The sequence below is a fragment of the Bradyrhizobium diazoefficiens genome (assembly GCF_016616885.1).
GTDB classification, from domain to species: Bacteria; Pseudomonadota; Alphaproteobacteria; order Rhizobiales; family Xanthobacteraceae; genus Bradyrhizobium; species Bradyrhizobium diazoefficiens_F.
This window is the reverse complement of sequence record NZ_CP067102.1, coordinates 7,584,792-7,610,963: the sequence shown is the minus strand read 5'-3', so window position 1 is coordinate 7,610,963 and position 26,172 is coordinate 7,584,792. Positions and strand designations below refer to the sequence as shown.

Sequence of the window (26,172 nt, the reverse complement as noted above, 5' to 3'; positions counted from 1 at the left end):
GCCCCGGGACGTCGGCGGTTAGCGTGGCGACACCCTGGCCAAAAACCCGGCCAGATCATCCGTGACGTGGTCGACATGGGCGGCATCGCGGCCTTCCAGTTCCCAATCCTCGCGCACCACTTCCTTGGTGCCGTCAGGCACCACCAGCACCGTGGTCATGCCGAGCTCATGCGGGACGGTGAGGTTGCGGGCGAGGTCTTCGAACATAGCGGCCTTGGTCGGGTCGACCGCATGCAGGCTGAGGAATTTCCGGTAGGTCAGCGCCGCGGGCTTCGGTTCGAACTCGGCGGCGATGATGTCGAACACGCCGTCGAAATGTGAGCCGAGCCCGAGCCGCGCCAGCACCGCATCGACATGGTCGACCGAGCCGTTGGTCAGGATCAGTTTTCGCCCCGGCAATTTTGCGATGGCCGCGCCGAGCGCCGGGTTCGGCTCCAGCGGCGAATGGTCGATCCTGTGCACGTAAGCGAGATAGTCGTCGGCGCGCACGCCATGCAGGGTCATCATGCCGCGCATGGTGGTGCCGAAGCGCAGGTAATAGTCCTTCTGGATCCTGCGCGCTTCCTCCGGGCCGACCTGCAGCCAGTTGCACACGAACTCCCCGATCCGCGCATCGACCTGCTGCCACAGATTGACGTGATGCGGATAGAGCGTGTTGTCGAGGTCGAACACCCAGGTGTCGACGTGGGTAAACGCGCGGGGAGATTTCATCAAAACTCTCTCAATCAAGGCACCGCAAAGCGCAGCGTCTTGCCGCCGCTCGACATGTCCACCACGCCAAAGCCCGTCGCCGCAAATCCGCGCGCGCCGCAATCGGTCTGCTCGTTGGTTTCGAATTTGGTCTCGCGCGTGCAGAGCTGCTTGTCGCCGCCCCAGTTCAGCAGCTTGTCCTTCAGCTTGACGGCGCGGTTGTCGCCATCGACCGCTTCCGCGAAGCTGAAGATCTGCTTCGGTTGCCCGCTCACATCAGGATGCAGGCATGTCCTGGGATCGATGCGGTACCAGCCGCGGCTCGTCACCGACTTGCCGTCGTCGGTCGCGACCGCCGCCATCACCTTGTGCGGCGTGTCGTTGCACCAGGTGAGCCCGCTGGTGGACGGCGTCTGCGCCGCATCGACCATGGTCTTGAAGAGATTCGGCGATGCGACCACGTCGGTGGACAGCCCGCGGCTCTTCAGGAACGCAGCCAGTGCGGCCTGCGTCTTCGGTCCGTCGACGCCGTCGATCGCGCCGATGTCGTAACCCGCGATCACAAGCAGCCGCTGGATGCCGGCGAGCCGGGCCTGCTCGTCGTCATATTCGGAATCCTCGGCGAGATAGGCGACGAGATTGCCGTCGTCGCCTTGCGTCGGCGTGATCTGGGTGAAGGCGGCTTGCGTCTGTCCGCTGCGGCACTGCCGCGCGGCCGCGATGACGAAATTGTCCTGCGCCACGCACAGCGTGTCCCTGCCGTTCTGCGGGATCGGCGAGGCGCCATAGACGCCGAGCGCGCGGGCGTTGAGCAGGATGCGGTCGGCGGTGAGCGTGCCCTGCACCACCACGCGGCAGGTGGCGGGATCGATCCTGAACCAGCCCCGCGTCGCGGTCGCCGCCTTGTCGTCGATGCCGATCGCGGCCTCGACGACGTAGGACATGCGGTTGCAGATCTTGAGGTCGGCGAAGGCCGGCGCGGACGAGAAGAAAAGCGAGACGGCCGCGGCGGGCAGCGTCATCAGGAGACGCGTCAGAGGCGTACGGTGGTGCCGCGTGTCTCTCGTCATTCCGGATTCGCCCTTTGGGCGCCCCGGAATGACTGAGCAAGGCGAGAGCCGTGGATGCCCGGGTCAAGCCCGGGCATGACGACCTTTTTCCGCTGCTCGTGTTCGCTCATCACTTGTGGATCAGCGTTCCCGTGCCCGTGTTGGTGAAGAGCTCGAGCAGCACCGCATGCTGCATCTTGCCGTCGATGATGACGACGCCCTCGACGCCCTGCTCGAGCGCGTAGATGCAGGTCTCGACCTTCGGGATCATGCCGCCGGAAATGGTGCCGTCGGCGATCAATTTGCGCGCGTCCTTCACCGAGAGCTGCGGAATCAGCTTCTTCGACTTGTCGAGCACGCCGGGCACGTCGGTGAGCAGCAAGAGGCGCTTGGCCTTCAGCGCGCCGGCCACCGCACCGGCAAAGGTGTCGGCGTTGACGTTCAGCGTCAGGCCGTCCTTGGAGGTCGCGAGCGGCGCCAGCACCGGGATCAGCTCGTAGCCGATCAACTGATTGAGCAGCGTGAGGTCGACCTTCTCGGGATCGCCGACGTAACCGAGATCGACCGCCTTCTCGATATGCGAGTCCGGATCGATGATGGTGCGCGTCGTCTTCGACGCCTTCACCATGTTGCCGTCCTTGCCCGAGAGACCCACGGCCTTGCCGCCGGCTTCGTTGATGTAGCCGACGATCTGCTTGTTGACGGAGCCGGCGAGCACCATCTCGACGATCTCGATGGTCGCTGCATCGGTGATGCGCAGGCCGGCGGCGAATTCGGAGGCGATGCCGAGGCGCTTGAGCATGGTCGCGATCTGCGGGCCGCCGCCATGCACCACCACCGGATTGATCGCGGTCTGCTCCAGCAGCACGATGTCGCGGGCGAAATTCTTCGCGGTCTCCTCGTCGCCCATGGCATGCCCGCCATATTTGATGACGATGGTTTCTTCGTCGTATTGCTGCATGTGCGGCAGCGCTTCGGACAGGATGCGGGCCTGGTCGAGCGGGGAGATTTCGGTCATGAGGCGGATCTCGGCTTGCGGGACTAACGCGGCCAGCGTTCTATCTGATTGGCGGGCGAGGCGCAAAGTGTGACTGCCATGCCGCTGCTACGGGCCGCGCTTCGCCGCCACCGCCGCCAGCGTCACCGCCAGCCAGCTCAAAATCATTGTCGTTCCGCCGGTCGGCGCCGCGAACGGAAACAGCGAATGGCCGGCATATTGCAGCACAGTGAGGTCGCCCGCGAACAGCGCGGCGCCGATCACGAAGCCGAACGCGGCGATCAGGCCAATTCCGCCGTGCAGAAGGCCGCCCGCGAGCAGGGCGACGCAGGCCAATATGGCAGTTGCATGAAACAGCAGCATGGCGCTCGCTGAGGCAAGCCGGGTGGCGTCGGCGCCATGGGCGGAGGCTGCGGCCAGCACGACGCCGGCGGCGCCCATCAGACCGGCAAGGGCGACCAGCAGGCGGGCCATCACTTGGTCCGCTCTTCCAGAAGTTTCGCCATGGCAGCACGCAGTTCGGCCATGCCGGTCGAGCTGCGCGACGAGGTCGCGATCACGTTCGGGAACGCGGCCGGATGTTTGGCGAGCGCGGCTTCGGTCTCGGCGATGCAGGACTCGAGTTCGCTCGCCTTCACCTGGTCGGCCTTGGTCAGCACGACCTGATAGCTGACGGCCGAACGGTCGAGCGTCTTGAGGACCTCGAGATCGACGTCCTTCAAGCCGTGCCGCGCGTCGATCAGCACGTAGACGCGGGCGAGCGAGGCGCGTCCCAGCAGGAATTTGTGGATCAGCTCGGTCCAGGACGCGACCTGGCTCTTCGGCGCCTTGGCGTAGCCATAGCCGGGCATGTCGACGAGACGCAGGTCGGTTTTCCCGGGGACCTCGAAGAAGATCAGCTCCTGGGTGCGGCCCGGCGTATGCGAGGTGCGCGCCAGCGCGTTGCGGCCGGTCAGCGCGTTGATCAGGCTCGACTTGCCGACATTGGAGCGGCCGGCAAAGGCGATCTCCAGCCCCGCCATCGGCGGCAGCGTTTGAATCGAGGGCGAGGCCCAGATGAACTGCCAGTCGCGGGTGAACAGCTTTCGGCCGGCTTCGATCAGCTTCGCATCTTTGTCGTCGGTCATGCGAAGGCTCTATCCTTTCGTCATGGCCGGGCTCGTCCCGGCCATCCACGTCTTGCCACGGAGCAAGCTTCCAAAACGTGGATGCCCGGGACAAGCCCGGGCATGACGACTTGGAAGCATTGTGCCCGCATCACATTGGCGGGCGCCTGCCAGAAAAGCTACGTCGCCTTCCTCGCGAACGTCGCCTTGAGATTGTCGAACAGCTCCACCTTCACGCCGTTGCGGCGCATGATGAAGCTCTGCTGGAGCACGGAGAGCGTGTTGTTCCAGGCCCAGTAGATCACGAGGCCTGCCGGGAAGCCCGCCAGCATGAAGGTGAAGATCAGCGGCATCCAGTTGAAGATGATCTGCTGCGTCGGATCCGGCGGCGTCGGGTTCAGCTTCATCTGGAACCACATCGTGATGCCCATGATGATCGGCCAGATGCCGAGCGCGAGATAATGGCCGAACACCGGCAGCGTGGTCGGATCGAACGGGATCAGTCCGAACAGCGTGAACAGATTGGTCGGATCGGGCGCCGAGAGGTCCTTGATCCAGCCGAAGAACGGCGCGTGCCGCATCTCGATGGTGACGAACAGCACCTTGTAGAGCGAGAAGAACACCGGGATCTGGATCACCACGGGAAGACAGCCGGCGACCGGATTGATCTTCTCCTTGCGGTAGATCTCCATCATCTCCTGCTGCTGCTTCACCTTGTCGTCGGGATAGCGCTCCTTCAGCGCCTGAAGCTGCGGCTGGACCGATTTCATCTTCGCCATCGAGGCGTAGGACTTGTTGGCCAGCGGGAAGAACAACAGCTTCACGATCACGGTCACGAGCAGGATCGAGATGCCGAAATTGCCGAAGAAGCGATAGAAGAAGTCGAGGCCGAGGAACATCGGCTTGGTGATGAAGTAGAACCAGCCCCAGTCGATCAAGAGATCGAAATGGTTCAGCCCGAGCTCCTTGTTGTAGCCGCCGAGCCCCGCGAACGGGAACACGCCGACGACGCCGGCTTCCTTGGCACCGGCGAACAGCCGCGCGTTTGCTGTCGCCGTGCCGCCGATCGCGACGGTGACGGGGTCGAGCAGATAGTCGGTCTGGTAGGTATGGACGTTGCCGACGAGGTTCGAGGAGAACTTCGCCTGAAGCTGCGCACTGGTGTCGGGCAGCAGCGCCGAAGCCCAGTACTTGTCGGTCATGCCGAGCCAGCCATTGGTGGCCTTGAAGCTCACCGACTTGGCTTCGTCGATCTTCTTGTAGGCGTATTCCTGCAAGCCATCGAGATAGCCGATCAGGCCTTCGTGCAGGATGTAATAGCCTGAGACCTGCGGCGTGCCGTGGCGCGAGATCAGCGCGAACGGATAAAGCGTGACCGGCGCGTTGCCGACATTGCTCACCTCGTCCTTGACCGTGAAGAGATAGTGGTCGTCGACCGCGATGGTGCGGCGGAAGGTGAGGCCTTCGCCATTATCCCACTTCAGCACCGCCGGCGTGGTCGGGGTCAGGCTGCCGCTGCCCTCCTGCTGCCAGACGGACTGCGCGTCAGGCATCTTCGCCGTCACGCCTGTTGCCGCCACCCAGCCGAACTCGGCGTAATAGGGCTCTGCCGTGCCCGAGGGCGAATAGAGAATGATCGGCGGCGACTTCGGGTCGACCGTCTCGCGGAATTGCAGCAGCGCGAGGTCGTCGATGCGGCCGCCCTTCAGCGAGATGCTGCCGGAGAGCCGCGGCGTGTCGATCTTCACGCGGGGGCTCGCGGCAATCGCGGTGTCGCGGCTGACGGTCGGCTGGGCCTGCTGGTTCGCGCCCGGCGCGGTGGTGGGCGCAGGCGCGCTGCCGGCCTGCGGCGTGGCGCCCGGTGTTGCGGACGCCGTCGGCTGCGGATTGGTCTTCTGGAGCTCGGCCTGCGTCTGCTGCTGGGCGCGCTGCTTCTCCATCGCCGGCACGTTGTAGAAATACTGCCAGGCGATCAGCACCAGGCCGGAGAGAATGACGGCGAGGATGGTATTGCGATTGTCAGTCATCACTATGGTCTCGTCATCAATCCGGTTTGCGGCTGGCGGCTGGGCCGGGCCTCGGCCCGCGTCCCCTTGCCAGTCCCTTGTCCGTATGCCGCGCGGGCTTCGTGAACGCTATGCGCAGATCGTCGAGCATGGTCGTGAAGTCGCGCGAAAGCGCGTCCCTGCGGCCGACCAGCACGTAATCATGATGGGGTTGCATCGACACCGGATCGAGCCGCTTCACCAGTTCGCGAAGCCGGCGCCGGATGCGATTGCGCTCGGGGGCGTTGCCGTTCTTTTTGGTAACGGTGAAGCCGATCCGGATCGGGCCGCTGTCGTCGCGACCACGGCTTTGCAGGACGAACGCGGGACTATTCACCCGCGCGCCATTGGCAACGGCGAGGAAATCCGCCCGCTGCCTCAGCCGATCCATAATGAAATCCCAAAAAGGGGGTCCGGCTCAGGCGCTCAGACGCTTGCGGCCGCGAGCGCGGCGGGCAGCCAGAACCTTGCGACCGCCGGCGGTCGCGAGACGGGCCCGGAAGCCGTGGCGGCGCTTGCGCACCAGTTTGCTGGGTTGATAAGTCCGCTTCACGGGTTTTTCTCCGCTGACCGGGCAATTTGCCTGTAGAATTGATGATAAAGTCCGGAAGATGCGGCCCAAAATGGGCCATTTCCGGCCCCAGAAGAGCCGCTCCCGGTGTCGCACCGGGTCATCGCGGACAATTTGCGCGGCTTATATGCGAGCGTCTTGTTTTCGTCAACGCCGCAGGACCGCGCAGTTCCGGTGAATATCACTGTTTCGTTGGGGTTTTTAACTCCTGAGGTGGCGACTCGCGGTATCTGCGCCTACATCCGACCTTGGCAGATTAGCGATCCGTAATTTGACCACCCCCCAGGGCGGGTCGCATCCTCCATCAGTCGGGCTCTATCAGAAGGCCAGCAGGGGCGAATTTCGTGGTAGCGACAGACCTCCAGCAGCCGACCCAAAATCTGGATCAAGATCCGGATCGGCCAGCGGACCAGCCGGTGACGCGGTCGCGCGGGCCGGATGGGCTTGGCCTGTCCGGAAAACTGCTGCTGCTGACCGTCCCGCTGGTGATGATCGCGGCCGTCCTGCTCTACGTGCCGGCGATCGCCAACTTCTGGGTCAACCGCCTCAACGACCGCGTCGCGGCGGCCAACACGGCGGCGCTGGTGCTCGATGCGGCGCCGCTCGGCATGGTGCCGGATTCGCTGTCGCGGCAGATCCTCAAAAGCATCAATGCGCGCGCGGTCGCGATCAAGATGGGCCAGCAGCGCCGCCTGCTCGCCAGCGACAACCTGCCCGCCACGATCGAGCACGACATCGACCTGCGCGACATGACGGTGTGGCAGGCCATCACCGGCTCGTTCCAGATGATGCTGGAGACCGGCAACCAGCCGATCCGCATCGTCGGCCCCGGTGTCGGCAACGCCCAGTTCATCGAGATCGTCACCGACGATCTGCCGCTGCGGCAGTCGATGTACCGCTTCTCCCGCAACGTCGTGGTGGTCGCGCTGATCATCGGCGTTTTGACTGCAGGCCTCGTCTATCTCGCGCTCCATTATCTCTTCGTGCGGCCGATGCGGCGGCTGACCGCGAGCCTGGTCGGCTTCCATGAGAACCCGGAAAGCTCGGCGCGGATCATCGTGCCGAGCCAGCGCAGCGACGAGATCGGCGTCGCCGAGCGCGAATTGTCGGACATGCAGCGCGACCTGATGTCGATGCTGCATCAGAAAAGCCGGCTTGCCGCGCTGGGCCTCGCCGTCTCCAAGATCAACCACGATCTGCGCAATCTGCTGGCCTCGGCGCAACTGCTGTCGGACCAGCTCGCCAGCGTGCCCGATCCGCGGGTGCAGCGTTTTGCGCCAAAGCTCGTGCGCTCGCTCGAGCGCGCCATCGCCTTCTGCCAGTCGACGCTGTCCTACGGTCGAGCCCAGGAGGCCGCGCCCGACCGGCGCATGATGCTGATCGAGCCGGTCGTGCTGGAGGTGCGCGAGACCGCGGGTCTTGGCAATGACGTCTCGATCGCCTGGGTCGCCGCGATCGAGCGGGGGCTTGTGGTCGATGCCGATCCCGACCAGCTGTTCCGCGTGCTGCTCAACCTGGTGCGCAACGCCGCCCAGGCGCTGGAGAGCCATGCCTCCGGCGACGGCGGCCCGCAGCAGATCCGCATCACCGGAAAGCGCGAAGGCGCGGTTGCCATCCTGGAGGTCTCCGATACCGGCCCCGGCGTGCCCCCGAAGACCCGGGAGCATCTGTTCGAGGCGTTCCAGACCTCCGGCCGCCCCGGCGGCAGCGGGCTGGGCCTCGCCATCGCTGCCGAGCTGGTCCGCGCCCATGGCGGCGACATCCATCTGGTCGAGGGCACCATCGGCGCCACCTTCCGGATCGTCATCCCCGACCGTCCCGTGGAACTCCTCTCCATCCGCAACGAGCGGGCGCGGGCGTAGGTAGGTCAGAGGCAGATCTGTGTCCGTCATTCCGGGGCGGCGCGTAGCGCCGAACCCGGAATCCAGAGATTTTCGGCGCGAGATTCCGGGTGCTCGCTTCGCGAGCCCCGGAACGACGGGGAGAGATCGTCATCTCCCTGCAAAATCTCCTCATCCCGGACCTTGCCAATCAGGGCTAGAGCGGTTAGTCAGAGCGCTCTTTCGCACCCCTCTGGCGCTGTCCGGAGGCTGCCTGCGGGCCCCGCCCGCGCTGTCTGCGAAAAACGCGCCCGTAGCTCAGCTGGATAGAGCATCAGACTACGAATCTGAGGGTCGGACGTTCGAATCGTTCCGGGCGCGCCACTTACGCCAGAGCACGCTGCGGTCGCCGGCATCATCCAGGGCGACGCAACCATACTTCGCCCAACCGGCCAGATCGCGCCACACTGCGGTTACTACCGATATCCGGTACTATTCGCTATGTGCAATATGAATGGGACAATGGCAAAGCCGCCACGAATCTTCGTAAACACGGCGTGGATTTTCCCGATGCCATTGCAGCCCTCGAACACCCGAACCGCATTGAAGAGGTCGACACCCGGTTTGTCTACGACGAGGAGCGGGTTCAGGTCATCGGCGTGGCTCGCGGCAGGTACTGTTCGTGATTGTGACGCTACCTGGCGAGGACACGTGCAGAATCATTTCGGCCCGGAAGGCCACACGACATGAGCAAGACCGGTATTACGCGGGTGACCGTGAAACCTGGTGACCCGCGCCCGACGGGCGGCACCGAATGGGTGCGACTCGATGCGATGGCCGACGAGGAGGTCGTGGCCGCTGCACAGTCCGACCCCGATGCGCAACCGCTCGCTCCGGAGCAACTCGCAACGATGCGCCGCGTATCGCGCGTCAAGCTGCTGCGACAGCGTCTCGGAATGACGCAAGCGGAATTTGCGGAAGCCTTCCACCTGCCCATCACGACTTTGCGTGATTGGGAGCAGCGTCGGAGCACACCCGACGCGCCGGCCCGCGCATTGCTACTGGCTATCGAGCGCGACCCGGAGGCCATGCGGCGATTGCTCGCGGATAGGGCGGCGTAGATTTGGCGGCTTCGTCGGACTGCGGAGCGCTCAATCATAGCGCCACGAAAGCACGCGCGATCTCGCATGTTTCCGACGAAGTCGCTCCGACTGCCACAGCCGTTTTCCGAGAACATGCGCTGACGCAACGCTTCCAAATAACTCGTACTCAGTCGAGCGCGCCTTGTCTGACTGTGAAGATATTCTTCATGGCTTGTCAACGTTATCCTCCATAGTTGCCAACGCAAAGCCGTCGTATCTCTTCTGGCCAACGCGAAACGTTAGCGGAGGAACACTGCAATGACCGACGTCCTTGCTGAGTTCAACAATCGCAGCGACATACCCGAGCAAGATCACCCGCGGCAATCCACAGAGCCATTCTCCGGAACGAACGCAGGGGGATTGCATCGCCGAGCCTTTTTGGCTGCTGGCGCGACCGCTACGGTCCTCGCCGCCAGCCCGACCTTCGCTCAGAGCCAGCCGCCGGTTGCGCCTGCTCCGACGGGTCAGGGAGCGATGCCGAGCAACGTCAGGGTGGAGCGGCTGGACGGCTCGATTCTGATGATAGGCATTCGGCAGGACACCGACCGCGTCGAACTGTCGAGCGTAATCGGTTTGGGCCGTTTGATGTATATGCTCGATCACGATGACGCTCTCCGTGTTGCGGTCCTCTACTCTCAAGGTGCGGATTTCGTCGGCGGCGTCCTTGATGCCGAAAGCTGGGCACCAGTCCTGCGTACTGGTCGCTTCCCGGAAACGCCCCAGTTCATCAATCCGGTGGGCACCATTCCGCCGCGTCGGGAGAAGCCGCTCGTTGTCGCCGTGCAGGGCAAGTGCCAAGGCGCAGGCCACGAGCTCTTTCTCGCTGCCGATGTCCGGGTTGCCGCAAGCAATACCGTATTCGCACAGCCGGAGGTCACCCGCGGCCATTTCCCGGCCGGTGGCGGAACGATCACTTTTGTCCGCGAAGTGGGTTGGGCGAATGCGATGCGCTATATGCTGACAGGCGACGAATGGGGCGCCGACGAGGCATACCGGATGGGCCTCGTTCAGTTCGTGACACCGCCTGGTAAGCAACTCGATCGGGCGATTGAGGTCGCTCGAAAGATCTCCGCGGCAGCTCCGCTTGGGATTCGAGCGACAATGAATTCGGCCCACCGCGCACTCAGCGAAGGCCAGGAAGCCGCGTACGCGACGCTGTTCCCCGAACTTGCCCGACTTGCGCAGAGCGACGACCACGAGGAATATTTCCGGGCGCTTCGGGAAAAGCGCCTTCCCGCCTTCCACGGTCGCTGATCCCGGGCGCCTGTCGATCATTCGTCAGACCGATCGATCAGGCGCGAGGAGAGGGGCCCTGCGAACAGATCGGTGATCCAATTTGCACGAGCGACACGCGACAGGTACGCTTCTCCGCTGATCGGCGCGGAGTAGCGGACCTCATCCAACGTCATCAGGACCAAGGAGATGACGGCGGATCACGAGTCGCGCACACTGCTTCGGTCGTGAGCACCTCATCCCCTTTTGCTTGGGGAACTTTGTTCACCCTGAAAGGGGAGATATCTCATGACTAATCCCACCGAGCAGGTGATCTTGCTGGAAGCACAGCTCCGGGTAGCCATGCTTGCCGGAGAGGTGAGGGTACTCGACGCTCTGCTGGCGGACGATCTCGTTTTTACGGTAGCGCTCACGGGGGCTAGGTAGCGAGGATCGCCTGAAACGGCGACGGCGACGCCCTCGTCGAACCATTGCGGTGCTGCGCGACGCCAAGTCTGCCATAGGCCCAAACGCGCGTGCAACTCGATATGAGAGAGCTCATGTGAGGCAATGACCGGCGTTGTGCCATGTGGCGACAAGAACAATGCGAAAGTCATGATCGCCATGCCTTTCAATTCACCGCCATCAATGCGCTGGTAGCAGGACGGTATTACACAGATGAGGATACGCGGATTGCTGCGAAGGCTGCCGTAGAAGCCAGAAACGCGCTGCCGCGCTTCGTCGAGAATTATGCTTATCTCGGTGCGATCCGTCGGTGAAGCGCTCTGCTCGATATAAACGCCGGAAGCCTCGCGCTCGAACCCGAAACAGGTCGGACAAGCCGCGGCCGCAGCAGCTGGAAAGGCGAAGCCCAAAGTTACGATAACCGCGAGGGCGCAGCCTGCGGTCGCCACGATTGGTACCGCCATACGCCGCAAAGGCAGCTTTGCTCATGCGCATGACTTTGCATCCTCCGCTCTTACGCCAGGTAACCTCGCGTCTATTCAAAGACATCGCGCCTCGCAAGCGGCCGCTGCACACGATTATTCCCGGTATGGTGTTTGAAGGAGATCGACAGTTCGGCGCGACACCAAGTTTCGAGAGGGGGAAGGCGCCGATGTGACCCCGCGTTACGTCGGTTGTATCGTCCAAGGGTTGCGATCTGGAAATGATTGGTGCAAGCGAGTTGCCGACCATCCCGCACGGAAGTTGCCACTGGCGAAGCCTCAACTACCGCTGCGGCTCCGTCTGCATCGAGAATCGAATAATTGAAGGGCTGGCCATGGGGAATTCGCGTGAGTAATCTGACCGCCTCCCGCGTCGTCGCGCATCGCGCGATCGGCTGCGGCATCACAGCCCCACGGCGAAGCAATGGTGCTCGGCGATCGGCGCCGTTCGCCGCGCATGTCGGGCTCAATGTCCGAACGCCCTGCTCAGTGCCCGCAATTCGTCCCGCACGCGATCGAGCACGCTCTCGAATTCGCGCGTTTCGGTCTGCCGGAACAGCCGCACGCTCGGATACCAGGGGCTGTCCGCGCGATCGAGCAGCCAGCGGTAGTCGGGCGTCCATGGCAGCAGGATCCAGGTTGGACGGCCAAGGGCGCCGGCGAGATGGGCAACGCTGGTGTCGACGGTGATCACGAGATCAAGGCAAGCGATCAACGCGGCGGTGTCGGCGAAGTCGGTGAGATCTGCGGTCAGGTGGAGAATGTCGTTTCTCTCCCGCAGCACCGCCGCATCATGCAGGCGCGGGGCCTTCTGCAGGCTGACATAGGTGGCATCGACGTCGAGGATACGGGACAGCGTTCGCAGCGGAATCGAGCGGGTCTCGTCATTCACGTGAAATGGATCGCCGGACCAGACCAGGCCGACCCGAAGCCTGGTGCGAGCACCAAGACGAGTCTCCCAGGCTTGAACAAGGTGATCCGGAGGGGCGGGCAGATACGGTCCCGAGGGGATCGTATCGAGCCGGGTCTTGAACGCGAGCGGCAGGCTGGATATCGGGCAGTGCAAATCGAACGCCGGCAGCGTGCCCATGGCCGACCTCGGAACACAATGGGATACACCGCCTAGCGTTGACATCAGGCGATGCAGCGGGTCTTGAACGACGAGAACAACGCGTGCTCCTCGCTCCGCGAGCATGGGGATGTAGCGGACGAAGTGAATGGTGTCGCCTAATCCCTCGTCCGCCGCGACAAGGATCGTCTTTCCCTCGATGTCTTCACCGCCGAGCCACATCGGTTGTTGAAACTGAGGGTGTCTTGCCGAAGGCAGCTTCAACCGGGTCTGGTGTCCGAGCCAGCCGGCTTCGAAATTGCCTGTCAGGAGATGCACCAGCGACACGTTCCACTCGGTCACCGTACTGCTCAGCCCGAGCGACTTCATGCGATCGGACAGTGCGAACACCTCGTCGAAGCGATGAAGGTGGAATAGCGCGACCAGTTTGTTGTCCAAGGCGTCCACGAAGCGCGGTTGGATCTCGATGGCCTTGTCGAACCATGCCAGCGCCTCTTCATTCCTGCCGAGCCGGCGCAATGAAAGACCCAGATTGTTGCAGATCTCGGCATTTTGGGGATCGAGCTGGTGCGCCCGCCTGCCGTCGGTCGCGGAGTCCTCGAACCGTTTCAGGCAATAGAGAACCCATGCGCGCACCCGCAGCGTCGCGGCATGGTTTGGAGACAGGCTGTCACTGAGATCAAGGTGAGCGATCGCCTCCTCGTTCCGCCCGAGCTTATGGAGGACAATCCCGCCCTTATACAGGGCGTCGTGATGTCGTGGATTGAGCTTGAGCGCGTGTTGAAAATTCGGCAAGGCTTGATCCAGGCGCGCAAGCTGAATGAAGATGTCGCCACGCCGTCGCCACAGCTCGGCGTCGTCGGGCCGAAGCTGTATAGCCTGGTCGATGACATTGAGTGCTTCGTCGCCGCGCCCATATTGCTGCAGGACCGTTGCGAAGCTCGCAAGATATTCGGGCTTCGGTGCGAGCTGGATCGCGCGGACGATCCACTGCAGGGCCTCGTTGTATTGCTTGGCCTGGAGAAGCAGCAGCCCCATGAGATGTTGGGCGTCGGTGTGCTCGGCATCGATCGTCAGGGCCTGCTGATAGCAGGCACGCGCGTCGAGATGCCGTCCGTCCCTGAAATGCGCAAGGCCCGCGTCACAGAAGGCGGCTGCTGTGCTCATCGCTGTTGCGTTCGAGGCTGTCATTGAATTCTGCAGGCGGCTCCGCACTTGCGACGTCCGGTCAATTCGCGATCATAATCGCTTGCAAGGGTAGGGGCGGGAGCTGGTGCGGAGCCGTCGGCGCAGCGCCGGATTAGCCGCCGAGGCCTGAAAGAGGCGAAGCCGGCGAAGCGCTTGCGGCGAGTGTCTGAGTCGCGCCCGCGGCGGGCGCCTTCTTCCGCCGCCTCAGCCTGTCCAGGATCAGGTACATCGCCGGCGTCGAGTAGAGCGTGAAGAGCTGGGCGACGACCAGGCCGCCCATGATGGTGATGCCGAGCGGCCGGCGGATCTCGAAACCCGGGCCGGTACCGAGTGCGATCGGGACGGCGCTTAAGAATGCCGCCAGCATCGTCATGGTGATCGGCCGCGCCCGCAGCCGTGCAGCGAGCAGGATGGCGTCGTGGGCGCTGAGGCCGCGATGCCGCTCCGCATCGAGGGCATAGTCGACCATCATGATGGCGTTCTTCATCACCATGCCGACCAGCAGGATACAGGCGATCGTGGTCACCAGCGTGAACTGCGTTCCAGTTGCCCACAGCGCGACCAGCGCGCCGAAGGCGGTGGGCGGCAAGGTCGAGAGAATGGTCAGCGGATGGACATAGCTTTCGTAGAGCATGCCGAGCGCGATGTAGATCGCGATCAGGGCCGCTGCGAACAGCGCGGCCTGCTTGACGATCGACTTGTCCGCCTCCTTGGCCTCGCCGCGGAATTCCGCCTTGATGTCGTCGGGCAGCTTGGCCGCGGCCTCCTCGTTGCGGATTGAGGCGATCGCGTCGCCGATTGACGTGCCGGGCTTGATGTCGAACGAAATCGTCGCGGCCGGAAACTGGGCGCTGTGGCGGACCCACATCGCCGCGTGCGCGCGCTGCGGCCGGGTCAATGCCGTCAGCGGCACTGCGCGGCCGCTGGCGCTCGGCACGTAGATCTGGCTCATCGAGCCGGGGTCGCTCGCCGCCTGCGGCTCGACCTCGAAGATCACGCGCGCATAATTGGTCGGAAGGAACAGCAGATTGATCTGGCGCTGGCCGAAGGCGTCGTTGAGCGTGTTGTCGACCGCGAGCGGCGTGACGCCGAGCATCGCGGCGCGCAGGCGGTCGATGGTCAGGCCGGCCTGGAGGCCTCCGGTTTCCCAGCTCGCGATGACGTCGATGACCTGAGGAATGCCGCGGACGCGGCGGATCATGTTCTCCGCGGCGCGCAGCACCTGCTCCTCGTCGATGCCCCAGAGCGTATATTGATAACGCGAGCCGCCGGACTGAACGCCCAGATTGAGATCCTGCAGCGGCACGAAGAAGACCCGGACGCCGTCGATCCTGTTCATGCGTTCGCGCAAGCGCGCGATGACCTGCTGGATCGACAGCTTGCGGATGTCAGGCGGCTTGAGCGCGACCAGCATCTGGCCGACGCTGAGCGCGTTGCCGTTGCCCTCTCCGATGAAGGAGGTCAGACCCGAGATCGCGGGATCCTGCAGGATCGCCTCGCCGACCGCACGCTGCCGGTCCTCCATGGACAGGAACGAGATATTCGACGGGGCGACCGTCCGGACGAACATCACGCCGGTGTCCTGGGTCGGCATGAAACCTTTCGGCAGCTGCAGATAGAGCCAGACGCTGGTCCCCGTCAGCGCGGTGATCATCAGCACGGTGAGAAAACGGTGGCGCAGCGTCCAGTCGAGGCTGCGGGCATAGAAGGTGCGGCGCTCGGGGGCCGCACCGGGATTATGTAGCCGCTGCCGGCCGCGATCGAGCAGATGTCCGCACATCATCGGCGTCAGCGTCAGCGAGATCGCCGCCGAGGATACGATGGCGACCACCAAGGTCACGCCGAACTCGCGGAAATAGCGCCCGACGACATCGGGCATGAACAGGATCGGGATCAGCGCCGCAATCAGGGCGACGGTGATGGCGACGACCGTGAACGCCATCTGGCGGGCGCCGTTGATGGCGGCCTGGAGCGCCGGCTCGCCCTCGGACATCCGCCGGATGATGTTCTCGATCATGACGATGGCATCGTCCACGACGAAGCCGGCGGCGATGGTCAGCGCCATCAGCGACAGATTGTCCAGGCTGAACCCGCACAGGCTCATCACGAACAGGGTCGCGGCCAGCGAGACCGGAATGGTGACGCTCGGGATCACGGTGGCCCAAAAGCGCCTGAGGAATAGCGCGATGACGAGCACGACCAGCGCCGAGGCGATCACGAGCGTGAGCTTGACGTCGTTCACGGCGGCCCGGATCAGCGTGGTGCGGTCATAGACAGTATGCAGCTTGATGCCGGGCGGCAGCCAGAGCTGGATTTCCGGCAGCTCGGCTTTGATCGCGTCGACGGTCTCGACGATGTTGGCGTCCGACTGCTTGTAGACGAACAGAACGATGCCGCGCTCGGTGCCGTACCAGCCGGCGAGACGGTTGTTGATGACGCTGTCGGTCACGGAGGCGACGTCGCCCAGGCGGACCGGGGCGCCGTTGCGCCAGGCCAGCACGATATCGCGATATTCGGAGGCCTGCAGCAGCTGGTCGTTGGCCTCGATGGTGAGGCGCTGCCCGTCGACCGAGATCGCGCCCTTCGGCAGGTTCTGCGATGCGTTGACGACGGCGACGCGGGCCGCCTCCAGCGACAGGTTCATGGCGGCGAGCCGCGCCGGCGACACCTGGATGCGCACCGCGCTTCGCTCGGCGCCGCTGACGATGATCCGCGCGACGCCCGGCAGTTGCGACAGTTTTGGCGAGATCACGCCGTCGGCGAGGCTGTAGACCTCGCCGGGTGTGAACACGTCGCTCGTCAAGGCGAGCGCCACGACCGCAGGGCCGGCTGGGTTCGCCTTCCAATAGGTCGGCGGCCACGGTCCCTTCGGCAGATTGGGTCCCGCCGAATTGATGGCGGCCTGGACCGCGCCGGCGGCGGCATCGAGATCGATGGAGAGCTCGAACTGCACGGTGATGCTGGTGCCGCCCATGGCGCTGAAGGAGGTGATTTCCGTCACCCCCGGGATCAGCGCGAGCGTGGTCTCGAGCGGCTGCGCCAGCGCGTTCGCGACCGTCGTCGGGCTCGCGCCGGGGAATGGCGCGTAGATCCCGATGGTGGGCCGCTCCACCGCGGGAAGCGAGGCGATTGGCAGACGGAAATAGGCGACGCAACCGAGCAGGAATACGCCGATCATCAAGAGCGTCGTCGCCACAGGCCGCAGCACGAATTGTGCGGTGACGCTCACGGCGCGGTCCGCTCCGTCTGGGGCAGCGCCGTCGGATCATCGGCGGATCCGGATTGCCATCCGAACCGGGTGCGCAGCGAGGCGAACGCCAGATAGACGACGGGGGTCGTATAGAGCGTGAGAACTTGCGAGACGATCGGGCCGCCGACGATGGCGATGCCGAGCGGCTGGCGCAGCTCGGAGCCGGTGCCCGAGCCGATCGCAAGCGGCAGCGCGCCGAACAGCGCGGCCATCGTCGTCATCATGATCGGACGGAAGCGGAGGATGCAGGCCTGCCGGATGGCGTCGAACGAGGAGGCGCCGTCCTCGCGTTCGGCGGCGAGCGCAAAATCCACCATCATGATGGCGTTCTTCTTGACGATGCCGATGAGCAGGATGATGCCGATCAGCGAGATCAGATTGAGATCCTGCCGGTACAGCATCAGCGCCAGCCAGGCGCCGATGCCCGCCGACGGCAAGGTCGACAGGATCGTGATCGGGTGGATGTAGCTCTCATAGAGCATGCCGAGGATCAGGTAGACCGTCACGATCGCCGCCAGCAGCAGCCACTTCTCGTCCGAGAGCGAATTGGCGAACTCGGCGGCGGTGCCGATCAGCTTGGTGGTGACCGCATCCGGCAGACCGATCTCGCGCTCGGTCCGGCGCAGGGCGTCAGTCGCCTGGCTCAGCGAAACGCCGTCGGCCAGGTTGAACGAGATCGTCGTGGCGGGAAACAGGCCCTGGTGCGAGATCAGCAGCGGCGCGTGCTGGCGCTCGATCCGCGCGAAGGCCGACAGCGGCACCGGCGTGGAGGCCTTGCTGAAGGCGCCGCTGAAGCCGCTGGTCTGCTGGTCGATGGTGCTGGCCTGGGCCGCTGCCGCGGTCAGATAGATCTTGCCCAGGATGTCGGGATCGTTGCGCAGGGCCGGATCGACCTCGAGGATCACGTGATACTGGGTGAGGGGACCGAAGACGGTTGCGATCTGGCGCTGCCCGAACGCGTCATAGAGCGTCTGGTCGATCGTGTTCAGGCTGACGCCGTAGCTCGCCGCGAGCTGACGGTCGATGGTGACGGACATTTGCAGGCCTTCGTCCTGGCGGTCATCGGCGACGTCGGCGAGCTCCGGGCGCTTGCGCAGCGCCTCAACCAGGCGCCGGCTCCAGAGCCGAAGCTCGTCCTCGTCGAGATCCTGCAGCGCATATTGGTATTGCGTGCGCGCGACGCGCGATTCGATCTGGAGATCCTGCGCCGGCTGCAGATGCAGCGTAATGCCGTGAACGCCCTCGGCCGCATGTTGGAGCCGCGCCATGACGGCTGCAGCGGATGATTTCCGCGCGTCGGGGCTGCCGATATCGATGTAGAGCCGGCCGCTGTTCAGCGTCGTGTTGACGGAGCCGATGCCGACGAAGCTGCCGACGGTGACGACGTCGCCGTCTCGGGCGATCACAGCAGCGAGCTGCTGCTGCCGCTCGGCCATCGCCGCAAAGGAGATATCCTGGGCCTCGTCGGTGGTGCCGATCAACAGGCCAGTGTCCTGCAACGGCAGAAAGCCCTTGGGGATGGCGACGTACAGCATGCCGGTTGCGACCAGGGTGAACACGGTGAAGACCAGCGTGAGGTTGCGGTGCTTCAGCACCCAATCGAGCCCCCACAAATAGAAGCTTGCGGATGCGTCGAAGCCGCGCTCGCTGATGCGGAACAGCCAGCCGTGCTGCGCGTCCGGGTCCTCGCGTTGCAGCAGCTGCGCGCACATCATCGGGGTCAGCGTCAGCGAGACCAGACCGGATATGACGACGGCAAAGGACAGCGTGATCGCAAATTCCCGGAACAGCCGGCCGACCACGCCGCCCATCAGGAGCAGCGGGATGAACACGGCGATCAGCGAGACCGTCAGCGAGACCGTCAGCGAGACGATCGTGAAGCCGATTTGTCGCGCGCCCTTCAAGGCCGCTTGAAGCGGATCCTCGCCGTCCTCGACATAGCGCGCGATGTTCTCGATCATCACGATGGCGTCGTCGACGACGAAACCCGAAGCAATCGTCAGCGCCATCAGCGAGAGATTGTCGAGGCTGAAGCCGCACAGCGCCATGGCACCGAAGGTTGCGATCAGCGAGACCGGCAGCGTGACGCTCGGGATCACTGTCGCCCACAGCTTGCGCAGGAAGATGAAGATCACGAGCACGACGAGGGCGACCGTCAGCACCAGCGTGAACTGCACATCGTGGATCGCGGCCCGGATCGTCGTGGTGCGGTCGCTGACGACCGAGATCTTCAGCGCCGCGGGGAGCGAATCCTGGAGCTTCGGCAGGATGCTCTTGATGGCATTCACGACCTCGATCGTGTTGGCGCCGGGCTGGCGCTGGATGTCGAGCAGCACGGCTCGCTCGCCCTGGAACCACGCCGCCTGCTCGGCATCCTCGACGCCGTCGATGGCGGTGCCGACATCGCGCAGCAGCACCGGCGCGCCGTTGCGATAGGCGATCACCGCGTCCTGGTAGGCCTCGGCGGTGAAGAGCTGGTCGTTGGTGTCGACATGAAACGCCTGCCTGGGACCGTCGAGCGAGCCCTTCGGATTGTCTGCGGTGGTGGCGGCGATGCCGCGGCGGACGTCGTCGAGCGACATGCCGAGCCCGGCAAGCCGGGTCGGGTTCATCTGCAGGCGTACGGCTCGCGTTTGCCCGCCTTCGATGCTGACGGCACCGACGCCTGGGATCTGCGACAGTTTTGGCACCAGAATGGTCGCGGCATGATCATTGGCCTCGTGCAGCGCCATCGTCCTGGAGGTCAGCGCCAGGATCAGCACCGGCGTGTCGGCCGGATTGACCATGCGATAGGTCGGCGGGCTCGGCAGCTGCTCGACCGGGATCCAGCCCGCCGCCGCATTGATCCGCGCCTGCACATCCTGCGCGGCGGCGTCGATCTTGCGCGACAGGTCGAATTGCAGCGTGATCTGGCTGTAGCCATAGGAGCTGGTCGAGCTCATGTCCGTCAGACCCGAGATCGTGCCGACGGTCGCCGAGGCGCCGGGATAGCGCGTCACCACCTGGATGGTGGGAAAGTCGACATTGGGCAGCGGCGCGATCGGAAGCTCACGGTAGCCGAGCATGCCCAGCAGCACGACCGCGACGATCATCAGCGTCGTTGCGATCGGCCGGAGGATGAAGGGCGCGGACATGGCGGACCTCAGTCAACGCGCGGCTCGGAGCGCGGCTGGGCGGTTGGCTGCGCCTTGGCGGTCGGCGTCGTGCCCTCGATCGTGATGCGGGCGCCGTTCTCAAGCCGGTAGTAGCCGTCGGTGACGACGCGCTCACCTCTGGCAAGGCCGCGGTCGATCAGCGCGCGTCCGTCGAAGATCTGCCCGACTGTGACCGGCCGGAAGGCCGCGGTATCGTCCGCCTTTGCGACCCAGACGAAATCGCCACGCGGCCCGTGCCGCACGGCGATCGCGGGCGCCGTGATCGCGTTCTTGCGCGTGTCCACCGTGATCCGCCCGTTGGCAAAATTGCCCGGCCAGAGTTTTAGCGCCTTGTTGGGAAAGGTCGCCTTCAGCTTGATCGTGCCGCTGGCCTGATCGACCTGGTTGTCGACCAGCGTGATCGTGCCCTTGTCGAGCTCGGTCGTGTTGTCCGCCGTGAGCGCGACCACCGGTGCATCGGCCTGGCCGAGGCTGAGCCGGGTCTGGCCGACGGCGACGGCAGCAAGGGTGTAGATCACCGAGATCGGCTGCAATTGCGTGACGGTGACGATGGTCGTGGGCGACACCGCGCGCACGTAATTGCCCTGGTCGACCTGGCGGATGCCCAGCCGGCCGCTGATTGGCGCGCGGACGTTGGTGAAGCCGAGCTGCGTGCGCGCATATTCGATCTGGGCCTCGTCGTTCCTGACCTGCGCCTTGTACTGCTCGACCAGCGCATGCTGCTGGTCCACAATCTGCCGGGAGATCGCGGCGGTCTTAATCAGCGCGTCGTAGCGCTCCATGTCGATCTGGGCGCCGTCGAGCAGCGCCTGGTCCTTTTGTCTGACCGCGACCTGCTGGTCGAGCTGGGCCTGGAACGGGCGCGGATCGATCACCGCGAGGATGTCGCCTTGTTTGACGTCCTGCCCTTCCTGAAAGAGGATCTGGACGATCTCGCCGTCGACCCGGCTCTGCACGTTGACGGTGTTGTAGGCCTGGATCGTGCCGATGCCGGTCAGGTAGATCGGGACGTCCTCCGCCTTCGCGGCGGCGACCTTGACGGCCACCGGCGGCCTTGGCGGAGGTGCCGCGGTGGGACCTTGCTCCGCTTCTGCCGCTTGCACGAAGGGCAGTGTGACCGGAAGCTTGAGATCATGCCTGAAATAGTAGGCCGCATAGCCCGCGGACAGCACGACCAGCGCGGCGATGAGGAGTTTTGCTGTGCGTTTCACGTTCAAACCCATCACCCCAGCCGGCCGCCGATGCCGGGTTGTTTGTCCCGGAGGCGCAACCCTTAGCATGGAGCAACCTGACGTTGATATCGGCAGGGCGCGCTATGCTACCAGTAGTAACACTAGCACGCGTAGCACATCGAGATCAACGGCGCTCGCGTTGCTGAACGTCTGGTTCGCTGATGGATTTTTGGCGGCCTGGCCGCGGGTGGCCTACACGACCTCGACGGTCGTCGCCTCGAACTGGGTGCCGGCGCCACGATGGCGGGCGAGCACCTCGCCTGGCAGCTCCGACACCGCGTTTTGCGCGGTGCTGCCCAGCATCGCGTGGACGCGCTGGCTTGATGCCTTCAGCACCGCCGGATCGAGCTTACCCTGGTCCACGCCGTTGATGATCGACTGGGCGAGGCCGCGGGCGCGTTCGGTATTGGTCAGATGCGAGCAGATCATCAACATGTCGTTGCCGGCTTCCATGAAGCGTGCGCCGGAATCCGGCGCGTCGAGCCGGCCCGCCATTGCGCGCATGCCGACGTCGTCGGACACGATCACGCCGCGGAAATTCATCGCCTCGCGCAACAGTCCGTGCGTGATCGCGCGCGACAGCGTGACGGGATCGTTGGGGTCGAGCTTCCGGTACAGGATGTGCGACGTCATGATCATCTCGATGCCGCCATCGATCGCGGCGGCAAAGGGAAGCAGCTCGCGCGCCTTGATCTGGTCGAGGTCGAGATCCAGCACCGGCAATTCGTGATGCGAGTCGACCTGCGTGTCGCCGTGGCCCGGAAAGTGCTTGCCGCAGGCCCGGACGCCGCGGCGTTCCATGGCCTTCGCGAATGGGAGCATCGACTTGATGACGTCGTCAGCCGTGCGGCCGAAAGCGCGCTCCCCGATCACGGGATTGGCGGGGTTGCTGTGAATGTCGAGCACCGGCGCAAAATTCAGATTGCAGCCGAGGGATGCGAGCTCGACACCCATGGCGTCGCCGACCTGCTCCGCGGTGCCGGCCCATCGCGCCGCGTAGGAATAGCGTGTGATCGGCGGCGGCGTGCGGCACACGCGTCCGCCTTCATGATCGATGGCGATGAACTGCTTGTCGCGCTGCGAGGCGTCGCGGATCGCGGCGATCAGATCCCGGTAGATCGACAGCCAGTCCCGATAGGGCAGATCGTGGCGGAAATTGCTTTTGTAGAGGATGACGCCGGCCGGCCGGAGATCCCGCAGCAGCGCGCGGTCGCGGTCGTCCAGGACGCTGGTCGGCCGCAGCCCAATGAAGAAATGGTCACCGACCGTTGAAAGGAAGGAATCGTTCATCCGCCAGCACCGCCACAGGTCGTTTCGGTTGAGTGAGATAGAGCCGGACGCAACGCGAACAGTCAGCCCCTGCGCGTGCTTTCGAACCGCCCGCTTCGTTGGCTCAATATTTCAAATTTCCTCAACGGAATCAATGATCAAATCACGCGTCGCGCGAAGCTGCGCCGGCAAGGTCAATTTTGATCGCCTTGCCGGCGCGCCGTCCTCACGCCGCAGCGAGCGCAGGCCGCACCGGCCGCCGGCCGATCATCAAGGAGAGTACGGCCGCGACGATGCCGGTCGCGCCGGCGATCATGAAGGCTTGCAGGTAATCGCCCTGCGACGAGCGCATGAAGCCGGCGAAGAAGGCGGCGCATGCTGCCCCCAATTGATGGCCCGCGACCACCCAGCCGAAGATCAGCGGCGCGTTCTTGTCGCCGAAAGCTTCATTGGCGATGCGCACGGTCGGCGGCACGGTCGCGATCCAGTCGAGACCGTAGAACACCGCGAAGACCGAGAGGCTGACAAAGGAGAAATCCGAGTAGGGCAGGTAGATCAGCGACAGCCCACGCAGGCCGTAATAGAAGAACAACAGCTTGCGCGGATCGAAGCGGTCGGTGAGCCAGCCCGACAGCGTGGTGCCGAACAGGTCGAAGAACCCCATCAGCGCCAGCAGGCTTGCGGCCTGCACCTCGAAGATGCCGTGGTCGCCGCAGAACGCGATCAGATGGGTGCCGACCAGGCCGTTGGTGGTGAAGCCACAGATGAAAAAGGTCGCGAACAGGAACCAGAAGGTCTGTGTCTTCGCCGCGCGGACGAGGTTGCGGATCGCCGCTATGAACGGATTGCCCTGCGCGGGCGCCGCGGGCTGATCCTCATGCGGACTGCCGTAGGAGCGCAGGCCGATCGACGCCGGCCGCTCCGGGACCAGAAAATACACCAGCGGAATCAGCGCCGCGCAGCACGCGGCGACCGTCAGCACCACCGGCTTCCAGCCGCCCCATTCGACCAGCGATGCGAGGCCCGGCATGAAGATGAGCGTGCCGGTAGCCGTGCTCGCGGTCAAAAGTCCCATGACGAGGCCGCGATTGGTGCTGAACCAGCGGTTGACAATGGTGGCGCCGAGCACGTTGGCGACTGCACCCGAGCCGATGCCGGACAGCAGCCCCCAGCTCATGAACAATTGCCACGGCGCGGTCATGAAATAGCTCATAGCCGTCGAGACCGACATCAGCGCCAGCGCGCCCAGCACCGTGCGGCGGATGCCGAAGCGCTGCATCACGGCGGCGGCGAAGGGACCTGCGAGGCCATAAAGGAAGATGCCGACGGCCGCTGACGACGAGATCACGCCGACGTCCCAGCCGAAGGCTTTTTGCAGGGGCAGCATCAGCACGCCCGGCGTCGCGCGCAGGCCGGCCGAGGCCAGCAGCGCCAGGAAGATCACGGCAACGACCACGAAGGCGTAGTTCGGGCCGAACGGCCGCCGGGAGACGGAGGAGGATTGAACCGAAGCTGGGGGCATGTTACTTACCGGTACGTATTGCGATGCGGCAGTAATACGTACCGGTTAGTAACATTGTCAAGCCAAAAACCCAAATCCACGCCGAAGATCGAACGAAGCCAGATGCCGAAAAAAGCAGAAAAACCCGCAGACGCGCCCCTTCGGGCCGCCGACCGGATTCGTGCATCCGCCAGCGAGCTGTTCTACCGCGAGGGCATCCGTGCCGTCGGCGTTGACGAGGTGGTGGATCGCGCCGGCGTGACAAAACCCAGCCTCTATCGCAGCTTTGCCTCCAAGGACGATCTCGCCGCCGCCTATTTGCGCGACTACGATCTGAGCTTCTGGGAAAGTTTCGAACGCCCCGGCGGCAAGACCTACGGCAATGCACGCGATCACGTGCTTGCCTATATCAGCCAGCTCGCACCGCGCGCCGTCGCCAAGGGCTATCGCGGCTGCGGTCTCAGCAACGCCGCGGTGGAATATCCGTCACGCGACAATCCTGCGCGGCAAGTTGCCGAAGCGCACAAGAAGGTCTTCCGCAAGCGCCTGCGCGAACTCGCAGCCGCCATGGGCGCGCGTCAGCCGAATGTGCTCGGCGACGCCCTGCTGCTGCTGATCGAAGGCATCTACGTCACCGGCCAGCAGTCCGAAGACGGCCCGGCGCAGTCGGCGCTCGCCGCGGCGAAGCTGCTGATCGATGCGAGCGTGAAGGCGGGGTGAGGGCATCGCGTGAAATGCTGCGTCAGGCCGCCGATAGCCGCACGCGGAATTTGCTGCCGGTCGCCTCGGCATAGCGCAAAAGTGTCTTTGTGCTCGGCAGTGTCTGTCCGCTCTCAAGTCGGGCGATCGTGGATTGGCTGGTGCCCATGCGGTCGGCCAGCTCGGACTGTGAGAAGCCAGCTCTCACGCGAGCCCTGAGCAATTCCGCGGCGATCTCGAATTCTGGAGTGAGCGCATCGTATTCGGTCTTCACCTTCGGATTGGTCAGAAGGCGAGCCTTGAGCTTCTCGAACGGGATTGTCATGTCATTTCCTTTCCAATAGCGAATATCTCAATTTTGAGATATATGCAGGAGGCGCTCGGCGACAAGGATTTTGCGGAGACCGACATCCGCTCGCGGGTGCATACCGGCACGGTCAATTTCGCCACGGTGCCGACGGTGCCCACGGCCGTGGCGCTGCATCAGCAGATCCAGGGCAATCGCATCTGGGACCGGTTCCCCTGTGGTCATCCTTCGAGACGCCCGCCTTTGGCGGGCCCTCAGGATGAGGATCGAGTGCGCGGCCGTGGATTTGACGCGCACCGATGCTCCTTAGCCTCATCCTGAGGAGACCGCGAAGCGGTCGTCTCGAAGGGCGAGGCGTGCGCTCAGGTCGTGCAAGATGCCATATGCGATAGCCCTCTCCCGCGGCCGCGCGTGCGTCAACTGCGCTTGATCGACTGGATCAAGTCCCAGCGGTTGCCACAGAGATCCTCGAACACCGCCACGACGCCATAGGCCTCCTGCCGTGGCGGCCGAACGAAACGGACGCCGGCGGCGATCATGCGCGCATGATCGCGCTCGAAATTATCCGTCTCCAGGAACAGGAAGACGCGTCCTCCGGTCTGGTCGCCGATGCGTGCCGCTTGAACCGGGCCGTCCGCCTTCGCGAGCAGCAGGCCGCAGCCTGAACTGCCCGGCGGTCGCACGACCACCCAGCGCTTGCCGCCGCCGAGCGGCGTGTCCTCGCAAAGCTCAAAATTCAGAGCGCCCGTGAAGAAGGCGATCGCTTCGTCATAGTCCGCGACCACGAGACTGACGAGGGACAGATGCTGATTCATCGCGCAATCCGGCGAATGGCGGCAAGCTCGCCGTCAGGAAGACGAGGATAGCACGACATCGGCCATCCGCGCGATCGCTAGAGGTAGCGCCCTAGCGCCGCCCCTTCA

General features: G+C 64.4%; 25 protein-coding genes and 1 tRNA gene. 9 read left to right on the top strand and 17 right to left on the bottom strand.

From position 1 onward, the window contains the following. Positions 1-18 precede the first annotated feature (18 nt). From JJC00_RS35500 to rpmH, 8 genes are all read right to left on the bottom strand, one after another. On the bottom strand, positions 19-711 hold the full coding sequence (locus JJC00_RS35500) for a pyrimidine 5'-nucleotidase (RefSeq protein WP_200470366.1): 693 nt from the start codon (positions 709-711) through the stop codon (positions 19-21). A gap of 14 nt (positions 712-725) precedes the next feature. Beyond that, entirely contained in the window at positions 726-1,712 is a 987-nt protein-coding gene (locus JJC00_RS35495) for a DUF1036 domain-containing protein (RefSeq protein ID WP_200474342.1), read from the bottom strand. A 157-nt stretch (positions 1,713-1,869) separates the two neighbouring features. Then, positions 1,870-2,757 (bottom strand): acetylglutamate kinase, encoded by an 888-nt coding sequence (gene argB / locus JJC00_RS35490; RefSeq protein ID WP_200470365.1) that lies wholly within the window; start codon positions 2,755-2,757, stop codon positions 1,870-1,872. Positions 2,758-2,844: 87 nt separating this feature from the next. Next, positions 2,845-3,210: a DUF423 domain-containing protein gene (locus tag JJC00_RS35485; RefSeq protein WP_200470364.1), complete on the bottom strand. Its 366-nt coding sequence runs from the start codon at positions 3,208-3,210 to the stop codon at positions 2,845-2,847. Next, the gene (gene yihA / locus JJC00_RS35480; protein WP_200470363.1) at positions 3,210-3,863 is read right to left on the bottom strand and encodes a ribosome biogenesis GTP-binding protein YihA/YsxC; all 654 of its coding nucleotides are present in this window, start codon (positions 3,861-3,863) and stop codon (positions 3,210-3,212) included. The genes JJC00_RS35485 and yihA overlap by 1 nt, the downstream gene beginning before the upstream one ends. A gap of 158 nt (positions 3,864-4,021) precedes the next feature. Beyond that, a complete protein-coding gene (gene yidC, locus JJC00_RS35475; protein WP_200470362.1) occupies positions 4,022-5,869 on the bottom strand; it encodes a membrane protein insertase YidC in 1,848 nt (615 codons plus the stop codon). 16 nt (positions 5,870-5,885) lie between these two features. Beyond that, positions 5,886-6,278 carry a ribonuclease P protein component gene (rnpA, locus tag JJC00_RS35470; protein ID WP_200470361.1) on the bottom strand — a complete coding sequence of 131 codons (393 nt, stop codon included), beginning with the start codon at positions 6,276-6,278 and terminating at the stop codon, positions 5,886-5,888. Positions 6,279-6,305: 27 nt separating this feature from the next. Further along, complete coding sequence (gene rpmH / locus JJC00_RS35465; protein ID WP_008542748.1) at positions 6,306-6,440, bottom strand: 50S ribosomal protein L34; 135 nt, start codon at positions 6,438-6,440, stop codon at positions 6,306-6,308. 362 nt (positions 6,441-6,802) lie between these two features. On the opposite strand from rpmH, the gene JJC00_RS35460 reads away from it, so the two are divergent. The 7 genes from JJC00_RS35460 to JJC00_RS35430 all read left to right on the top strand — a co-directional run bounded on the left by JJC00_RS35460 (position 6,803) and on the right by JJC00_RS35430 (position 11,411). Next, positions 6,803-8,320: a sensor histidine kinase gene (locus JJC00_RS35460; RefSeq protein WP_200470360.1), complete on the top strand. Its 1,518-nt coding sequence runs from the start codon at positions 6,803-6,805 to the stop codon at positions 8,318-8,320. Positions 8,321-8,585: 265 nt separating this feature from the next. Beyond that, positions 8,586-8,662, top strand: a tRNA-Arg gene (locus tag JJC00_RS35455). Positions 8,663-8,835: 173 nt separating this feature from the next. Then, complete coding sequence (locus JJC00_RS35450) at positions 8,836-8,964, top strand: hypothetical protein (RefSeq protein ID WP_246774035.1); 129 nt, start codon at positions 8,836-8,838, stop codon at positions 8,962-8,964. A 60-nt stretch (positions 8,965-9,024) separates the two neighbouring features. Continuing rightward, complete coding sequence (locus JJC00_RS35445; RefSeq protein ID WP_349643524.1) at positions 9,025-9,399, top strand: helix-turn-helix domain-containing protein; 375 nt, start codon at positions 9,025-9,027, stop codon at positions 9,397-9,399. A 279-nt stretch (positions 9,400-9,678) separates the two neighbouring features. Beyond that, entirely contained in the window at positions 9,679-10,674 is a 996-nt protein-coding gene (locus tag JJC00_RS35440) for a crotonase/enoyl-CoA hydratase family protein (RefSeq protein WP_200470358.1), read from the top strand. A gap of 267 nt (positions 10,675-10,941) precedes the next feature. Continuing rightward, on the top strand, positions 10,942-11,079 hold the full coding sequence (locus tag JJC00_RS35435) for a hypothetical protein (protein WP_200470357.1): 138 nt from the start codon (positions 10,942-10,944) through the stop codon (positions 11,077-11,079). Positions 11,080-11,219: 140 nt separating this feature from the next. Further along, entirely contained in the window at positions 11,220-11,411 is a 192-nt protein-coding gene (locus tag JJC00_RS35430) for a hypothetical protein (RefSeq protein ID WP_200470356.1), read from the top strand. Positions 11,412-11,632: 221 nt separating this feature from the next. Here JJC00_RS35430 and JJC00_RS39060 read toward each other — a convergent pair whose 3' ends face one another. The 7 genes from JJC00_RS39060 to JJC00_RS35395 form a co-directional block, all read right to left on the bottom strand. After that, positions 11,633-11,983 (bottom strand): carcinine hydrolase/isopenicillin-N N-acyltransferase family protein, encoded by a 351-nt coding sequence (locus tag JJC00_RS39060; RefSeq protein WP_200470355.1) that lies wholly within the window; start codon positions 11,981-11,983, stop codon positions 11,633-11,635. A 62-nt stretch (positions 11,984-12,045) separates the two neighbouring features. Then, positions 12,046-13,839, bottom strand: a complete 1,794-nt coding sequence (locus tag JJC00_RS35420; RefSeq protein ID WP_200470354.1) for a tetratricopeptide repeat protein — start codon at positions 13,837-13,839, stop codon at positions 12,046-12,048. Positions 13,840-13,948: 109 nt separating this feature from the next. Then, a complete protein-coding gene (locus JJC00_RS35415; protein ID WP_200470353.1) occupies positions 13,949-17,065 on the bottom strand; it encodes an efflux RND transporter permease subunit in 3,117 nt (1,038 codons plus the stop codon). Next, complete coding sequence (locus tag JJC00_RS35410) at positions 17,062-20,220, bottom strand: efflux RND transporter permease subunit (RefSeq protein WP_200470352.1); 3,159 nt, start codon at positions 20,218-20,220, stop codon at positions 17,062-17,064. The genes JJC00_RS35415 and JJC00_RS35410 overlap by 4 nt, the downstream gene beginning before the upstream one ends. A gap of 8 nt (positions 20,221-20,228) precedes the next feature. After that, positions 20,229-21,452 (bottom strand): efflux RND transporter periplasmic adaptor subunit, encoded by a 1,224-nt coding sequence (locus JJC00_RS35405; RefSeq protein ID WP_200470351.1) that lies wholly within the window; start codon positions 21,450-21,452, stop codon positions 20,229-20,231. Positions 21,453-21,665: 213 nt separating this feature from the next. After that, complete coding sequence (locus JJC00_RS35400; protein WP_200470350.1) at positions 21,666-22,763, bottom strand: glycoside hydrolase family 3 protein; 1,098 nt, start codon at positions 22,761-22,763, stop codon at positions 21,666-21,668. Positions 22,764-22,968: 205 nt separating this feature from the next. After that, on the bottom strand, positions 22,969-24,264 hold the full coding sequence (locus tag JJC00_RS35395; protein ID WP_200470349.1) for an MFS transporter: 1,296 nt from the start codon (positions 24,262-24,264) through the stop codon (positions 22,969-22,971). A gap of 102 nt (positions 24,265-24,366) precedes the next feature. Here JJC00_RS35395 and JJC00_RS35390 point away from each other — a divergent pair, with 102 nt between their 5' ends. Then, complete coding sequence (locus JJC00_RS35390; protein ID WP_200474340.1) at positions 24,367-24,963, top strand: TetR/AcrR family transcriptional regulator; 597 nt, start codon at positions 24,367-24,369, stop codon at positions 24,961-24,963. A 22-nt stretch (positions 24,964-24,985) separates the two neighbouring features. On the opposite strand, the gene JJC00_RS35385 is transcribed toward JJC00_RS35390, so the two are convergent. Then, positions 24,986-25,267 carry a helix-turn-helix domain-containing protein gene (locus JJC00_RS35385; protein ID WP_200470348.1) on the bottom strand — a complete coding sequence of 94 codons (282 nt, stop codon included), beginning with the start codon at positions 25,265-25,267 and terminating at the stop codon, positions 24,986-24,988. Positions 25,268-25,309: 42 nt separating this feature from the next. Between JJC00_RS35385 and JJC00_RS35380 the strand changes: the two genes are divergently transcribed. Continuing rightward, positions 25,310-25,570 carry a hypothetical protein gene (locus tag JJC00_RS35380; RefSeq protein WP_200474381.1) on the top strand — a complete coding sequence of 87 codons (261 nt, stop codon included), beginning with the start codon at positions 25,310-25,312 and terminating at the stop codon, positions 25,568-25,570. A 95-nt stretch (positions 25,571-25,665) separates the two neighbouring features. Here the strand turns inward: JJC00_RS35380 and JJC00_RS35375 are convergent, their stop codons facing one another. Next, positions 25,666-26,064: a VOC family protein gene (locus JJC00_RS35375; protein WP_200470347.1), complete on the bottom strand. Its 399-nt coding sequence runs from the start codon at positions 26,062-26,064 to the stop codon at positions 25,666-25,668. Between the last annotated feature and the right edge of the window lie 108 nt (positions 26,065-26,172).

Coding starts and splice junctions, on each gene's coding strand:
- JJC00_RS35500 (WP_200470366.1), bottom strand. CDS start 711: ATGAAATCTCCCCGCGCGTTTACCCACGTCGACACCTGGGTGTTCGAC.
- JJC00_RS35495 (WP_200474342.1), bottom strand. CDS start 1,712: ATGACGCTGCCCGCCGCGGCCGTCTCGCTTTTCTTCTCGTCCGCGCCG.
- argB (WP_200470365.1), bottom strand. CDS start 2,757: ATGACCGAAATCTCCCCGCTCGACCAGGCCCGCATCCTGTCCGAAGCG.
- JJC00_RS35485 (WP_200470364.1), bottom strand. CDS start 3,210: ATGGCCCGCCTGCTGGTCGCCCTTGCCGGTCTGATGGGCGCCGCCGGC.
- yihA (WP_200470363.1), bottom strand. CDS start 3,863: ATGACCGACGACAAAGATGCGAAGCTGATCGAAGCCGGCCGAAAGCTG.
- yidC (WP_200470362.1), bottom strand. CDS start 5,869: ATGACTGACAATCGCAATACCATCCTCGCCGTCATTCTCTCCGGCCTG.
- rnpA (WP_200470361.1), bottom strand. CDS start 6,278: ATGGATCGGCTGAGGCAGCGGGCGGATTTCCTCGCCGTTGCCAATGGC.
- JJC00_RS35445 (WP_349643524.1), top strand. CDS start 9,025: ATGAGCAAGACCGGTATTACGCGGGTGACCGTGAAACCTGGTGACCCG.
- JJC00_RS35440 (WP_200470358.1), top strand. CDS start 9,679: ATGACCGACGTCCTTGCTGAGTTCAACAATCGCAGCGACATACCCGAG.
- JJC00_RS35435 (WP_200470357.1), top strand. CDS start 10,942: ATGACTAATCCCACCGAGCAGGTGATCTTGCTGGAAGCACAGCTCCGG.
- JJC00_RS35430 (WP_200470356.1), top strand. CDS start 11,220: ATGTGGCGACAAGAACAATGCGAAAGTCATGATCGCCATGCCTTTCAA.
- JJC00_RS39060 (WP_200470355.1), bottom strand. CDS start 11,983: ATGCCGCAGCCGATCGCGCGATGCGCGACGACGCGGGAGGCGGTCAGA.
- JJC00_RS35420 (WP_200470354.1), bottom strand. CDS start 13,839: ATGACAGCCTCGAACGCAACAGCGATGAGCACAGCAGCCGCCTTCTGT.
- JJC00_RS35410 (WP_200470352.1), bottom strand. CDS start 20,220: ATGTCCGCGCCCTTCATCCTCCGGCCGATCGCAACGACGCTGATGATC.
- JJC00_RS35400 (WP_200470350.1), bottom strand. CDS start 22,763: ATGAACGATTCCTTCCTTTCAACGGTCGGTGACCATTTCTTCATTGGG.
- JJC00_RS35395 (WP_200470349.1), bottom strand. CDS start 24,264: ATGCCCCCAGCTTCGGTTCAATCCTCCTCCGTCTCCCGGCGGCCGTTC.
- JJC00_RS35390 (WP_200474340.1), top strand. CDS start 24,367: ATGCCGAAAAAAGCAGAAAAACCCGCAGACGCGCCCCTTCGGGCCGCC.
- JJC00_RS35385 (WP_200470348.1), bottom strand. CDS start 25,267: ATGACAATCCCGTTCGAGAAGCTCAAGGCTCGCCTTCTGACCAATCCG.
- JJC00_RS35380 (WP_200474381.1), top strand. CDS start 25,310: ATGCAGGAGGCGCTCGGCGACAAGGATTTTGCGGAGACCGACATCCGC.
- JJC00_RS35375 (WP_200470347.1), bottom strand. CDS start 26,064: ATGAATCAGCATCTGTCCCTCGTCAGTCTCGTGGTCGCGGACTATGAC.